Origin of the sequence: Streptomonospora nanhaiensis (assembly GCF_026642255.1) — a bacterium.
Classification (GTDB): Bacteria; Actinomycetota; Actinomycetes; order Streptosporangiales; family Streptosporangiaceae; genus Nocardiopsis; species Nocardiopsis tropica.
On record NZ_CP113264.1, the window covers coordinates 4,338,853 to 4,352,781 of the forward strand.

Genomic DNA, 13,929 nt, shown 5'->3' on the forward strand with positions numbered 1-13,929 from the left:
GCTTCCTCTACTCCATGTTCTCCACTCTGCGCTCACGCGCGTCCGCGCGAGGCAGACGTTCCGATCCCTGGGTCATGGGCGTGACCAGCGTCTTCATGGTCGTCTTCGTCACCGCGTCCTTGGCCTCCCCCGGTGCGGTGGGGGCCGTCGTCGACGCGGCCTTCGTCTGGTCCGCGCGCTGGTTCGGCGCCTACTGGCAGCTCCTGATGCTGGCCACCTTCGTCGTGATGACGATCCTGGCCTTCTCCCGCTACGGCAGGGTCCGCATGGGCGGAACCTCCTCGCCGGAGTTCGGCAGGTTCACCTGGATCGCGATGATCGTCACCACCCTGCTGGCCGCGGGAGGGGTGTTCTGGGCGGCGGCCGAGCCCATCGCCCACTACGCCTCCCCGCCCCCGCAGTACGCCGACCTGGCGGGCGGGCCGGAGGGCGCGGCCTACGCGCTGGCGCAGAGCTTCGTCCACTGGGGCTTCATCGGCTGGGCGATCGGCGGCGCGCTGGCCACCCTGGTCATGATGCGCGGGGTGGAGAAGGGCATGCCCCTGCGCCCGCGCACCCTGCTGTGGCCGCTCATGGGCGAGCGGGTGCGCACGCACTGGATCGGCGCGGTCGCCGACATCAGCTGCGTGATCGCCGTGATCGCCGGGACCGTGGGGCCCATCGGCTTCCTGGGCCTGCAGATCTCCTACATCTGCAGCCGGTTGTTCGGGCTGCCCGACACCTATCCCGTCCAGGCCCTGATCATCCTGGGCCTGACCGCCGTGTCCGCGGTGTCGGTGCTGAGCGGCCTGCACAAGGGCATCCAACTGCTGAGCCGGGCCAACGTCTGGGTGGCCCTGGCCCTCATCGCCGCCATCGTCGGCATGGCCTCCCTGCCCTTCGTCCTGGACCTGTTCGTGCAGGCGAGCGTCGTGCACGCGCAGGAGTTCCTGCCGATGGCCCTGTACGGGGGCGACGAGCAGTGGCTCGGGTACTGGACGCTGTTCTTCTTCGGCTGGTTCCTGGGCTTCGGACCCATGATGGCGGTCTTCTTCGCCCGCATCTCGCGGGGCCGCACCGTGCGCGACATCTACGTCGGCGCGACGGTGGTGCCCTCGGTGGTGACCATGGGCTGGTTCACCGCCCTGGGCGGGACCGGCATCTGGCTGGAGCAGCGCTCGCCCGGAACGATCACGGGCCCCTACAACGAGGACGGCCTGCCCGCCGCGGCACTGGCCATCCTGGAGGCGCTGCCGCTGACGGGGGCGCTGGGCGTGCTGATGGTGCTCGTGGCGCTGATCTTCCTGGCCTCCACGCTCGACTCGATGTCCTACGCCATCTCGGTCTCCAGCATGCACGCGGGCGAGCCCTCGGGCCTGGTCCGCGCGTTCTGGTGCGTGGGCATGGGCCTGGCCGCGGTCGCGCTGCTCCTGGTGGGGGACGGCGGCATCCAGGCCCTGCAGTCCTTCATCGTGGTGACCGCGGTCCCCGTGGGCCTGGTCATGCTGCCGACGCTGTGGACCACGCACCCGCTGCTGCGCGAGATGGCGGTCGAGCAGGGCATCGTCGCCCCGAGCCGCCCCCCGGGCGAGGACGGGGACGGCGCCGTCCGGGAGCGCGACGAGGAGCCGGTGGCCTGACCGGTCCCGGGTCCGCGGGGAAGGGGGCGCCCCTCCCCCGCGGGCCCCACACGCCGCCCGTGGCCCGTCCGATGGGCGGGGCACGGGCGGCGGGGACACCGCGACCGCACCGCGGCACGCCCCCGGAGCGGGCGGGTACTCCGATACGGCGTCCGCCGCCCTTCGCACGCCCGCCCCCGCGGGCCCGTCCGTCGGAGGTCCGGCGCCGTCACCGGCGGGGCGGTGCGCCGGACCGGACCAGGGCTCGTGCGAGGTCGGCGGTCTGCGCCAGGACGTCGATCGGGAGCGGCTGCACCGCGAGGGCGCCCTCGTGCAGCACGAGCAGCCGGGTGGCGAGGGCGGCGGGGGCCGGGCCGCCGGCCGCGGCGGCGAGTTCCTCGAACAGGTTCAGCAGCCACAGCTTCTGGTCCGCGGCGATGCGGTGCGCGGGATGCGCGGGGTCGGGGATTTCGGCCAGTGCGTTGATGAACGCGCATCCGCGCGTGTTGGCCCCGCTCCAGGTCCACAGGGCCTCGAAGGGCGCCGTGACGGCTTCGAGGGGGTCGTCGCAGGCGTCGACGGCGGCGCGGACGAGGGAGCGCCAGCGCCGGTCGCGTTCTGCGAGGTAGACCGCCACGAGGCGGTCCTTCGAGCCGAACTGGTTGTACAGGGTCCGCTTGGTCACACCCGAGCGCTCGGCGATCAGGTCCACCCCGACCGCCGTGATCCCGCGGTTGTAGAACAGCTCCTCGGCCGCCGCCGCGATACGGCGGCCCGCCGGTGACATGGGCTGTGCTTCCTGCATCGAGCACCCTCTCTGTTCGGTACACCGTGACAGGAGTTTACAGATCGGTGTACCGTGGTAGAAGTTCACCGATCGGTATACCTACGAGGGGGTTCAGACGATGGACGTGTCCGAGACCATGCGCGCGGTACGGATCGCGGAGCACGGAGGACCGGAGGTCCTCGAGCCGGCGGAGGTGGCCGTGCCCGCCCCGCAGGCGGGAGAGGTGCTGGTCCGGGTCGGCTCGGTGGCGCTGAACAACACCGACCTGTGGACCCGGGAGGGCGCCTACGGCCGCCCGGGGGACCCGGAGGCGCTGTCGGGCTGGCGGGGCCCGATCAGCTTCCCGCGTATCCAGGGGGCCGACGTGGCCGGCCGGGTCGCGGCGGTGGGCGCCGGCGTGGACGAGGCCCTCGTCGGCCGCCGGGTGGTCGTCGATCCGGCGATCTACGACACCGGGGGGCCGGACGCGAACCCGGTCGGCCTGATGGGGAGCGAGCGCGACGGGGGCTACGCCGAGTACGTGACCGCGCCGGCGGAGCAGGCCCACGACGTGACGGAGTCCCCGCTCACGGACGACCAGCTCGCAGCACTGCCGACCGCCTACGGCACGGCCCTGGGCATGATCGAGCGGGGCCGGATGCGGAAGGGGGAGACCGTCCTGGTGTCGGGTGCCTCCGGCGGCGTCGGTCTCGCGCTGATCCAGATCGCCCGGGCGCGCGGCGCGAGGGTGGTCGCCGTCAGCAGCGGGTCCAAGATCGACGCGGTGCGCGAGGCGGGCGCGCACGAGGTCGTCGACCGTGCGCGGGACGTCGTCGGGCAGGTCCGCGCCGCCGCCCCGGAGGGCATCGACGTCGCACTCGACGTGATCGCCGGGGACCTGCTGAACGAGGGGCTTCCGCTCCTGCGCGAGGGCGGCCGGTGGGTCGTCGCCGGGGCGCTCGGCGGGTACGACGCGTCCTTCGACGTGCGCCGCCTCTACCTGCACAACGCGCAGCTGATCGGCTCGGCCATGCACACGCCCGCGCACTTCGACCTGCTCATGGACCTGGCCCGCCGGGCCGCGATCCGACCCGTGATCGCCGCGGCGTTCCCGCTGGACCAGGCCGCCCGCGCCCAGGAGGAACTCGCCCGCCGGGGGCACGTGGGGAAGATCGTCCTGCACCCCTGACGGGACGCCCGCCCCGGTCGGCGGGCGCAGACGGGCGGCGGGCGCCCGACCGGCGACCAGGCCCGGACCGCGTGGGCGCGCAGACCCTCCCCCGCCGGAGCGGAACGGTTTCTCGCCGTGTGCCTGAAGGGGCGTGTTTGAGCCGTGGTTCTCGTGGCAGGGGATGAGGGACGGCGCGCGACGCCGTCGCCGGGAGCGGGAGGCCGCCGACGTGCCCTCGCAGGCCTGGGGAGCGCCTCGGGCACGTCGGCCGCCCACTCTCGTGACTTCTGCGTCAAATGTCTTATTTATGGCAGTTTAACACTAAAAGTTACCTCTATACATTTTAGTCCTCTTCCTGAGGGAAGGATGGAGACGGCACTCGAATGCCGGTGCTCTGCCGTCGCGGCAGTGACATACAAGGCGAACTTTCAGGGGGACCCTCTTGTCCGTCACCGACACCGACGCGCTCCCAGCCCGCCCCTCCTCCGACAACAGACCCCTGATCCCGGCGCCGCGCCGCCCGGGACCGGGCGAACAGGACCCGGGCGAAGCCCTCCTGCGACAGCTCAAGGCCCTCGACGAGGACGACCCCCGGGCGTGCGCGCTCAGGGAGCGGGTCGTGTCCCACTACGCGCCGGCCATGAAGCGGATCGCGCACCGCTACGGGGGCCGCGGGGAACCGGTGGAGGACCTGTACCAGACGGCGATGGTGGGCCTGTGCAAGGCCATCCGCGGCTTCGACCCCGACCGGGGCGTGCCCTTTCTGGGCTACCTGATGCCGACCGCTTCCGGCGAGGTCAAGCGCCACTTCCGCGACCACACCTGGGCCATGCGGGTGCCGCGGTCGGCCCAGGAGAACCGGATCCGCCTGCACCAGGCCCGGCAGGAGATGACCCAGGCACTGGGGCGCACGCCCACCGGCGACGAACTCGCGAGCAGGCTGGGGATGACCCGCGAGCAGCTGGACGAGGTCCGCCAGGTCTCCGACCTCTACCGGGCCCTGTCGCTGGACGCCCCCGACGGCTCCGAGTCCGACGGGGAGGTCACGCCCTCCCTGGAGGAGCACCTGGGCTGCGAGGACCACCTCCTGGACCTGGTGGTGGACCGCGAGGCCCTCAAACCCGCCCTGGCACGCCTTCCCGAGCGCGAACGCCACATCCTCATGCTGCGCTACTTCCAGGACCACACCCAGACCGAGATCGCCGAACGGCTGGGCTACTCCCAGATGCACATCTCCCGACTCCTACGGGCGACCCTGGACCAGCTGCGCAAGGACCTGGGCATGGACACGGCCGCCTGAGGACCGCCACGGGAAGAGGCGGGACCCACGGCGTCCGCGTCTCCCGGCCGGGAGGCACCGCTGCACAGGACACGCCTCCCCCGACGGGAGACACACGCCGGGAAACCCTGGTGATCACCTCCGACCCCGTTGGCGTGGAAACGGCGCCGCCACGACGGGAACCGACCCGGCGCAATTCCGGGGCAGCCGTTCGGCTGCCGCCGGGCCCGGCCTCCGCCCGGCGGCGGCCGTGTCCTCCGCGCCCTCCGGCAACAGACACCACCCGTCATCGACTCCGTCTCCGAGGGGGTTTCCGCACCCGCGCCCGGGGCCCGTACGCACCGGAGCAGGGCGGGGGCGGGAATCCGCGGTCGCCGCGCACGGCGGTGTGTACCTCCCGGCGGGTCAGGGCAGTGGGGTCCTGGCCGAAGAAACCGCGAGACCGAGGAGGCCGTCATGGCCGAGCCGGAGAGCCCGCTCAAGGACAAGAACTACAACCTGGTCTGGGCCGTGCACCAGTCGCTGGAGAACGTGTGGCGCCTGGACGGCTACATCAAGGACGCCGAGCGCCAGGGCGACGAGGAGCTCGCCCGCTGGTTCCGGAGGATCCAGGAGAACAACCAGAAGGCCGGCGACCAGGGCAAGAGGTTGCTCGTCGAACGCATCACCAAGGAGAACGACTGAGCCTTCGCCACGGCCGCACCCGGACACGGGAGGGCGCCCCCGGTCCCGGCCGGGGGCGCCCTCCCCTCTTCCGTGCTCCGGCGCCGGTCGGCGTGGAGCGCCGGGTGGTCGCCGGGTTCCGTGGAGCCGGGCACGTGGCTCGCGGCCCGGGATGACCGGCCGCCCCTGTCCGGGCCCCACGAGTACCGGCCTGTCGATCGCCGGCCGGGGAGTCGTCGGGGCAGGTGGGACCCCGAACACGACCGCGAAGCCGCCCACGCCGCGCACTGCCGGGGCGGACCCCGGCCCCTTTTCTTGAACGTACGATCCAGATAGGTTACGGTGGGGCCATGGCAAGAACCCGTGAGTTCGACACCGAGGCGGCCGTGGGCCGCGCCATGGAGCTGTTCTGGACGCGCGGCTACGAGGCGACCTCGGTACGCGATCTGACCCGGCACCTGGGGGTCGGACAGGGATCCCTGTACGCCGCGTTCGGCGACAAGCACGGCCTGTACCGGGCCGCACTGGAGCACTACCGATCCACCCTCGCGGCGGCCGCCCTGCGCAGCCTGGAGGAGGGGGCGGACGTCCGCTCGGCGGTCCGGGGACTGCTGGCGGAACGGGTGCGCATCGCCGTGGAGCACGACGGCAGGGGCTGCCTGATGGTCAACGCCGCCTGCGAGCGCCTGCCCGAGGAGCCGTCCGTCCGGCGCATCGTGCGGGACGTGCAGGACGCGAGCCGGGAGGCGCTGGCCGAGGTGCTGGCGGTCGCGGCGGAGCGGGGCGAGATCTCGGCGCGGCACGACCCGCACACCCTCGCCGCCTTCCTCATCACCTTCCTCAACGGACTGCTGGTCTCTGCCAAGGTCACGCCGGACGCCGGCGCCCTCGAGCCCCTCGTGGAGGTCGCACTGGCCTCCCTCGACTGACTGCTTCATGCCTTGAATCTGTATCGGACGATCAAGAAAGACGCCGGAGACCGCGAGCACGAGACCGCCGATCCCGCGCCACCGACAACCGAGGAGGACCCATGTCCCCTGCCCCCACCCGGAGCACGCCCCCTCTCGGCGGCAGCCGCTGGAACACCTTTCCCGCGGACGGCGCCGCCCTGACAGCCCGCGACCTCCTCACCGCCACCGAACCGCTGCTGCAGGGCGTCATCGACGCCGGCGGTCTCACCGGAGCCGACCGCCCGGTCCTGGAGGCCCAGATCCGTGCGACGCTCGCCCTCGGCACCCGGGAGGCCTCCCTGCCGCTGGCCGTCGGCCCGGACAGCGCCTCGGCAGTACGTGAACTGGGCGCCCAGGCCGAGACGATCGGCCGGGAGCTGGCCTCCTGGGCAGCCGCGGCCCTGGAGAGGCTGCTCACCGACCCGGTACCGCTGCCCGCAGGACCGCTGGTCGTGCGCAGCCACTGCTACGGCCACCTGCTCACCGCTCCCGCAGCCGACCTCCTGCTCCGCGGCCCGCGCGGCGGGCCCGTCGCCATGCAGCTCTACAACGAGTGGCTGCACCAGGTCGTCCTGCTCCGTGACGCCCTCCTGCCCTTCACCAACTGGCAGGACGTGCCGCTCCTGACCACCCCGACCGGGCTGCGGCACACCGAACCGGCCCACGACGCCTTCCTCACCGAACTGCTGGTCCGTCAGATCCGGCATCCCAGCATCGTGGCCTTCGCCCGCCATGCCGTCACCGGCACCGGCGGCCCCACCGGCTACGGTTTCGAGGCGGGCGGCGGCACCGCCCTGCCCGCCGTCCTCGACCATCCGCCCCTGACCGCACCCCGGCACCTGCTGACCTGGCGCTCCTCCCCCACCGCCGACGAACCCGTCACGTACGTCGCCGAGGAACAGGACTACTACGCCGCGCCCCGCACCCCCGTCGAGGACCTGCCGCCCGCAGACCCCGCACCGGGGTCGCTCACCGCACGCACCGTCACCGGGCTGCCCGCCGACGGGACCCGCACCGCCCGCATCGAGGTCACCGGCGACGGCGCCACCGTCCGCGTCGATCTCGGCCAGGCCCTGCGCAGCCACCGCTACGCCCACCGGCCGGCCCCCGCGGCGGACGACGCGCACCCCGGAACCGGGTCCCGCGCAACGACCGTGTGGTCCGCGCTGGGCGCACCGGGGCTGGTGTGGACGCGAGCGGGCGAGACGACCCTGGACGCCGCCGGGCAGAACGACCTCGTCGTCCTGGCACTGCTCGGCCGGCTCTACCCGGAGAACGTCACCCTGCGGCCGGTCGGCGGCTCCGCTGCCCGGAGAGCCGGGGCCGGTACCGGCCCGGGCCGCCTGGTGGTCCTCACCGACCCTCCCCGGACCCGCTGACACCCGCACCGCGCAGTACACACAGAGAAAGGGAAGAACACGATGTTCGACCATGACGGAACACACCTCCGCACCGGCCGTGCCGCCGTCAACGGAACGAGTCTGCACTACCGGACGGCCGGGTCCGGCCCCGCCGTGGTGCTGCTGCACGGCGTGCCCAAGACGGGCTACCACTGGCGCCACCTCGTCCCGAAACTGACGCCCCACCACACCGTCGTCGTGCCCGACCTGCGCGGTCTCGGCGACTCCGCCCGCCCGGCGGACGGCTACGACTCCGCGACGATGAGCGACGACATCGCCGGACTGATGGCCCACCTCGGACACGAGACATACGCGGTGGCGGGAGAGGACTGGGGTGCGGTGATCGGCTACCAGCTCGCCGCGCGCCACCGCGACCGCGTCACCGCTCTCGTGTTCGCCGAGGCCCTGTTCCCCGGATTCGGCTTCGAGGACCACACCGCGCTCACGCCCGAGAACGTCGCCAGCGGCATGCACCTGTGGCACCTGGGCTTCTACTTCCAGCCCGACGTGCCGGAGATGCTGATCAGCGGGCACGAGCGCGAGCTGATCACCTACATGATCAAGTCCGAGCGCAGCCACCCCGACACCGCCACCCCCGACGCGGTCGAGGAATACGTGCGCTGCTACTCCATGCCCGGCGGCATCCGTGCGATGCTCTCGATCTACCGGGCGATGCTCGTCGACGCCGAACAGAACCGGCAGGCCGCACAGAAGAAACTGGACATCCCGGTCCTGGCGCTCGGCGGATCCGCGTTCATCGGCGACCGCAACGAATCCCAGATGCGGCTCATGGCCCACGACGTCACCGGACACGTCTTCGACGCCGGCCACGATCTGGCGGAGGAGGTACCCGACGACATGGCCGATGTCGTCCTTCCGTTCCTGGGCGCGCACGTGTGACCGCGCCCGACCGACGAGCGGCCCTGTCGGCTCCGCGGCCCCTCACTCCTCCCTCCGGCTCGGTTCGGCGCGGCCACCGCCCCCGGTCCCGGATACGCCGGCCCTCCGGGCGACCACGGGGATGAGGAGGGCCGTCGCCATCGCCATCACGCCGATCAGGGCCATGGAGAACGGGATCGCGCTCGGTGCCGGAAGGTCGTCGGCCGCGACGATGAAGCCGGGGAGCAGGAACAGCAGGAAGATCGCCGCCCCTTCGGACCGCGGTCCTGAACCGGCGGTGTCCCCGGGCGTCCCGGCCCGGGGCACCGCGGTCCGTGCCGGCCCGCGCCGGGCGATGGAGAGGAATCAGAAAAAGTTCGGAAGACCGTGTCGAGAACACGTGGCCCGCTCCGTCCCCGTGGTGAACGCGACCACAATGGGTCGCACCAGCACCGAGGAGAAGCACGATGGCCAAGTACCTGCTGCTCAAGCACTACCGTGGCGCCCCGCCCGCCGTCAACGACGTGCCCATGGACCGGTGGACGCCCGAGGAGATCTCGGCCCACATGCAGTACATGCAGGACTTCGCGGACCGGCTCGAGGAGAGCGGCGAGTTCGTGGACGGGCAGGCGCTCGCCCCCGAGGGGACGTTCGTCCGCTACGACGGCGAGGGGCGCCCGCCCGTCACCGACGGCCCGTTCGCCGAGACCAAGGACCTCATCGCCGGCTGGATGGTGATCGACGTCGACAGCTACGAGCGCGCCGTCGAACTGGCCGGGGAGCTGTCGGCCGCCCCCGGGGCGGGCGGGGAGCCGATCCACGAGTGGCTCGAGGTGCGCCCGTTCCTGACCGCCCCGCCCACCATCACGGAGTGACACTGTGGACGAGCTCCTTCTCCGGAGCCTGACGCCGGGCGTGCTCGGGATCCTCGTCCGCCGCGGAGCCGACTTCGCGGCGGCCGAGGACGCCGTCCAGGACGCGCTGGTCGAGGCGGTCCGCACCTGGCCTTCCGACCCGCCGCGCGACCCCAAGGGGTGGATGGTCACCGTGGCCTGGCGCAGGTTCCTCGACGCGACCCGGACCGACACCGCCCGCCGGAGGCGCGAGGCCCTCCTCGACGAGGAACCGGCCCCGGGACCCGCGCCCGCGGTGGACGACACCCTCCAGCTCTACTTCCTGTGCGCCCACCCGTCGCTGACGCAGGCGTCCGCCGTCGCGCTCACGCTGCGCGCCGTCGGCGGGCTGACCACCCGCCAGATCGCCCGGGCCTACCTGGTGCCGGAGGCGACCATGGCCCAGCGCATCAGCCGGGCCAAGCGCACCGTCTCCGACGTGCGCCTCGACCGCCCCGGCGACGTCGCCACGGTCCTGCGCGTCCTCTACCTGGTCTTCAACGAGGGCTACTCCGGAGACGTCGACCTCGCCGCCGAGGCCATCCGCCTCACACGCCGGCTCGCGGCGGCCGTCGACCACCCGGAGGCGGCGGGACTGCTCGCACTCATGCTGCTCCACCACGCCCGGCGCGCCGCCCGGACCGCGCCCGACGGCAGCCTGGTGCCGCTCGCCGAGCAGGACCGCGGTTCGTGGGACACCGCCTCGATCGCCGAGGGCGTCCGGATCCTGCAGGCGGCCCTGGCCCGCGACCGGCTGGGCGAGTTGCAGGCCCAGGCCGCCATCGCGGCGCTGCACGCCGACGCGCCCACCGCGGAGGAGACCGACTGGGTGCAGATCGTCGAGTGGTACGACGAACTCGTACGTCTGACCGACAGCCCGATCGTGCGGCTCAACCGCGCGGTGGCCGTGGGCGAGGCCGACGGTCCGCGCGCCGGCCTGGCGGCGCTCGCGGACCTGGACGACTCACTGCCCCGCCACGGCGCGGTGGCCGCCTACCTCCACGAGCGAGACGGCGACCCGGCGACAGCGGCACGGCTGTACGCCGAGGCGGCCCTCAAGGCGCCCAACCTCGCCGAACGCGACCACCTCACCCGCCGGGCCGCCGGGCTCAACGCCCGAGGGGGAGGCTGAGGGCGGGCCCGGACCGGGCGCGACGAGCGGTCTGTAGGGTCGCGGTCATGGCTCCTACGGGAAGCGAGCACACACGCCTGGTGGTGATCCGGGGCAACTCGGGCTCGGGCAAGAGCACGATCGCCCGCGGACTGCGCGCGGCGTACGGTCGCGGTTTGGCTCTCATCGAGCAGGACTACGTGCGCCGCACCGTCCTGCGGGAGAAGGACGTCCCCGGGGGGGCCGCCATCGGGCTCGTCGACCTGATGGCCCGCCACGCCCTGGACGCGGGCTTCCACGTGGTGGTCGAGGGGATCCTGTACGCCGACCGCTACGGGCCCGCGCTCACCCGCCTGGTCGACGAGCACCGGGGGCTCTCGCGCTGCTACTACCTGGACGTTCCCTTCGCCACCACGCTGCGGCGGCACGAGACCCGGCCCACGGCTGCCGAGTTCGGCGAGAGCGAGATGCGTGCCTGGTGGCGCCCGCACGACCTGCTGCCCGGCGGGACGGAGGCGGTGATCGGCGAGCACAGCACCCTCCGGCAGAGCTTGGACCGGATCCTCGCCGAGAGCGGTCTCGGGAAGGGTCGGCCGGCGGGCGGGGACGGTCCGGTGTCCCGAAGTTGACACTCGCTCCGGCAGGGGTCACGGGCCGGGGTCGGCGGGCCAGTCCGGGCCGTGGTTCTCCTCCGCCTGGTCCCACAGGGCCAGCAGGCGGGTGTGGCGGGTGCGGACCACCCCGTCGGCGGGTGGAAGGGCCGGGTGGGCCAGGAACCGGGGGCCGGGCCCGCCGCGGTGCCCGCGCTCCCACCGGCGGGCATGGTCGGCCAGAAGGGTCACCATGTCGGCGGCGCCGGGCCCGTGGCCGCAGGCGACGAACTCGCACCGAGAGGGGTTCTGGGGCATGGCCGGAGACAACAAGTAGGCGAGAGAAGTGCCGTCCCACATCGCCGGGGTCAGGTCGCGGGTCATGGGCTTGTGGGGGAAGTCGTCGACGGTGCCGGTCAGGGTGGCGAAGTGGGGCAGTCGGGTCGCCATCCACATCTGCAGGGTGCTGAAGGGCTCCGTGCCGCCGATGCGGACCCCGGTGAACCGCTCGTGTGCGGGCAGGGCGAACACCCCGGGCAGGTTCTCCGGCGCGGGCACGGGGTCGGCGTCGGTGGTCAGTCCGACCGTGTCGGTGACCGGCACGGTGGCGGAGGCGGGAGCGCCCAGGCCCTGCATGGGAACGAACCCCGCGTGGTTGCCGGTCTCGCCCAGGAGCAGTCGGCCGTGGCGGGTGAAGGCGTAGATGCGCTGGAAGCCCCGCACCCCCAGCGGGAGTACGAGCCGTCCGCCCTCGACGAGCTGGCGGGTCCAGGCCGGGGGCAGGTCGGTGGCGGCGACGGTGACGACGATCCGATCGTAGGGAGCGCCGTCGGAGCAGCCGTGTTCGGCGTCCCCGACGATCAGCTCCACCCGGTCCGCGTATCCGGTCCGGGTCAGGTGGGTTCGGGCGCGGTCGATGACCGCGGGGTCGATGTCGATGGAGGTCACCGCCCCGGTGGGGCCGACCATCTCGGCGATGAGCGCGGCGTTGTAGCCGCCGCTGCCCACCTCCAGGACCCGCATGCCGGGCCGGATGGCGGCGCGCTCCAGCATCAGGGTCTGCACCCAGGTCGCCGAGACGGAGCTGGTCGCGGCCCCGTCGTCGGTGAAGCGGGTGCGCAGCACCGTCGTCAGGTCGTACACCTCCCCCAGTGGGAATTCGGGGGCGAACAGGTGGCGTGGCACGGTGCGCACCGCCCGGACCACCGGCTCGGTGCGCAGGGCCTTGACGGCTCGCAGCCGGGTGATCAACCGCTCGCGCATCTCGTCGGCGCGGTCGGTGTCCGGGGCAGGGGCGTCCGGGGCCGGGGCGGAGGTGTCGGAAGTCGTCACACCGGCAGGCTGACCAGTGGTGATCCCCCGCGCGGGGTTTTGGCGATCTTGGGCGTGCGGCGTCCGGGAACTCGCGTGCGGGTCCGCCCCCTGCCCCCGGCCGGTTCCGGTCGGTGCCCGCGGGCCGCGTGGCCGGCGCGCGCGGTGGGGACGATGACGTCATGGATTCTTCATCGGAACACCCGGTGTGGTCGCGGAACCTGCACACCGCCCGCACCGTCCGCGGGTGGGACCCGCTGCGTCTGGCCCAGGAGACGGCGTACGCGGTCGGCCGGGGAGCCGCCGAGACCCCCCGGAGCCTGGTACGGCGCGTCCGCGACTGGGAGGCGGGCCGGTACGGGCCCGGTGAGCACTACCTGTTGCCGCTGGCCCGGGTGTTGGACGTGCATCCGGAGGATCTGGCCGTCGGCGCACGGGCGAAGCGCGTCGAGGCGGACCGTATCCGGGCGACCAGCGCCCACCTGGTGTCCCTGGACGGGACCCCGGACGGAACAGACCTGGTCCCCGCAGCGGTGCTCGCGGCGCGCACCGCCCGCACCGCTGCCCGGTCCGGCGCCTCACCGGACGTGGTCTCGGCCGCCGCGGAGGCGTTGCAGGTGGCCGGGTGGCTGGCCTTCGACGCCGATGAACACGGGTTGGCCCGTAGGTTGACCAGCGCTTCGATCGTGACCGCGCGGGCGGGCGGTGACCGTGGCGGCGAGCTGTTCGCCCTGGCCCAGCTCGCGATGCACGACGCCCACGAACACCGGCCGTCCCAGGCGCACCAGGTGTGCGAGCACGTCCTGGACCAGAAGCTCTCCCCTCGGCTGGCCTGCCTGTTCGAGCTGCGTCTGGCACGGGCCCACGGGCAGAGCAACACACCGGTCCGTGCCCTGGCCACTCTGCGCCGGGCCCGCTCCCGCTTCCGGGAGGGCGCCGGCGACCACGACCCGCCCTGGACATGGTGGATCGTCGACAGTGAGCTGACCTGCCACGAGGCCATGATCCACGTCGACGACGGCCGGTGGGACAGGGCGCAGGAGCTGTTCGCGTCGGCTCGGGAGCACTGTCCGCCCCACCATCCGCGGGGGCCGCTGATCTACGCGGTCCACCAACTGCACGCCCTGGTGCGCCTGAGGGCATGGGCGGCCGCCCAGGAGGTGCTGACCACAGCGGTGGTCCCCCTGGTGGGACAGGTCCGTTCAGGACGTGTCGACGCCGTGCTGGCCCGCACCGCGCGCCTGGGCGCAGAAGCCTCGGCGCCCGCACCGTTCCGGGAGCTGATGCGGGTGGCGGTGGCCGCGGCGCGGTAGAGGTC

At 73.0% G+C, this 13,929-nt stretch carries 14 protein-coding genes; 11 read left to right on the forward strand and 3 right to left on the reverse strand.

Translation table 11 applies throughout. The annotated features are described in order from the left end of the window. Window positions 1-14 precede the first annotated feature (14 nt). Complete coding sequence (locus OUQ99_RS18840; protein ID WP_267945092.1) at window positions 15-1,619, forward strand: BCCT family transporter; 1,605 nt, start codon at window positions 15-17, stop codon at window positions 1,617-1,619. Window positions 1,620-1,827: 208 nt separating this feature from the next. On the opposite strand, the gene OUQ99_RS18845 is transcribed toward OUQ99_RS18840, so the two are convergent. After that, window positions 1,828-2,403 (reverse strand): TetR/AcrR family transcriptional regulator, encoded by a 576-nt coding sequence (locus OUQ99_RS18845; RefSeq protein WP_267945093.1) that lies wholly within the window; start codon window positions 2,401-2,403, stop codon window positions 1,828-1,830. A gap of 100 nt (window positions 2,404-2,503) precedes the next feature. Between OUQ99_RS18845 and OUQ99_RS18850 the strand changes: the two genes are divergently transcribed. The 6 genes from OUQ99_RS18850 to OUQ99_RS18875 all read left to right on the forward strand — a co-directional run bounded on the left by OUQ99_RS18850 (window position 2,504) and on the right by OUQ99_RS18875 (window position 8,727). Continuing rightward, window positions 2,504-3,553: a zinc-binding dehydrogenase gene (locus tag OUQ99_RS18850; RefSeq protein ID WP_267945094.1), complete on the forward strand. Its 1,050-nt coding sequence runs from the start codon at window positions 2,504-2,506 to the stop codon at window positions 3,551-3,553. 424 nt (window positions 3,554-3,977) lie between these two features. Then, window positions 3,978-4,835, forward strand: a complete 858-nt coding sequence (locus OUQ99_RS18855) for a SigB/SigF/SigG family RNA polymerase sigma factor (protein ID WP_267945095.1) — start codon at window positions 3,978-3,980, stop codon at window positions 4,833-4,835. 435 nt (window positions 4,836-5,270) lie between these two features. After that, a complete protein-coding gene (locus OUQ99_RS18860; protein WP_267945096.1) occupies window positions 5,271-5,498 on the forward strand; it encodes a hypothetical protein in 228 nt (75 codons plus the stop codon). Window positions 5,499-5,827: 329 nt separating this feature from the next. Next, complete coding sequence (locus OUQ99_RS18865) at window positions 5,828-6,406, forward strand: TetR/AcrR family transcriptional regulator (RefSeq protein WP_267945097.1); 579 nt, start codon at window positions 5,828-5,830, stop codon at window positions 6,404-6,406. 101 nt (window positions 6,407-6,507) lie between these two features. After that, window positions 6,508-7,806: a hypothetical protein gene (locus tag OUQ99_RS18870; RefSeq protein ID WP_267945098.1), complete on the forward strand. Its 1,299-nt coding sequence runs from the start codon at window positions 6,508-6,510 to the stop codon at window positions 7,804-7,806. Between the two features lie 42 nt (window positions 7,807-7,848). Then, a complete protein-coding gene (locus OUQ99_RS18875; protein WP_267945099.1) occupies window positions 7,849-8,727 on the forward strand; it encodes an alpha/beta fold hydrolase in 879 nt (292 codons plus the stop codon). A gap of 42 nt (window positions 8,728-8,769) precedes the next feature. On the opposite strand, the gene OUQ99_RS18880 is transcribed toward OUQ99_RS18875, so the two are convergent. Continuing rightward, window positions 8,770-9,033, reverse strand: a complete 264-nt coding sequence (locus OUQ99_RS18880; protein ID WP_267945100.1) for a hypothetical protein — start codon at window positions 9,031-9,033, stop codon at window positions 8,770-8,772. Window positions 9,034-9,173: 140 nt separating this feature from the next. Here OUQ99_RS18880 and OUQ99_RS18885 point away from each other — a divergent pair, with 140 nt between their 5' ends. From OUQ99_RS18885 to OUQ99_RS18895, 3 genes are read left to right on the forward strand one after another with little or no spacing between them, the layout of a single operon-like run. Next, window positions 9,174-9,581 (forward strand): YciI family protein, encoded by a 408-nt coding sequence (locus OUQ99_RS18885; protein WP_267945101.1) that lies wholly within the window; start codon window positions 9,174-9,176, stop codon window positions 9,579-9,581. A 4-nt stretch (window positions 9,582-9,585) separates the two neighbouring features. Next, window positions 9,586-10,731, forward strand: a complete 1,146-nt coding sequence (locus OUQ99_RS18890) for an RNA polymerase sigma factor (RefSeq protein ID WP_267945102.1) — start codon at window positions 9,586-9,588, stop codon at window positions 10,729-10,731. 47 nt (window positions 10,732-10,778) lie between these two features. Further along, window positions 10,779-11,339 (forward strand): kinase, encoded by a 561-nt coding sequence (locus tag OUQ99_RS18895; RefSeq protein WP_267945103.1) that lies wholly within the window; start codon window positions 10,779-10,781, stop codon window positions 11,337-11,339. A gap of 18 nt (window positions 11,340-11,357) precedes the next feature. Here the strand turns inward: OUQ99_RS18895 and fxlM are convergent, their stop codons facing one another. Then, window positions 11,358-12,632, reverse strand: coding sequence for a methyltransferase, FxLD system (gene fxlM / locus OUQ99_RS18900; protein ID WP_267945104.1), 1,275 nt, complete (start codon window positions 12,630-12,632; stop codon window positions 11,358-11,360). A 161-nt stretch (window positions 12,633-12,793) separates the two neighbouring features. Between fxlM and OUQ99_RS18905 the strand changes: the two genes are divergently transcribed. Next, window positions 12,794-13,924, forward strand: coding sequence for a DNA-binding protein (locus OUQ99_RS18905; RefSeq protein ID WP_267945105.1), 1,131 nt, complete (start codon window positions 12,794-12,796; stop codon window positions 13,922-13,924). Window positions 13,925-13,929 lie beyond the last annotated feature (5 nt).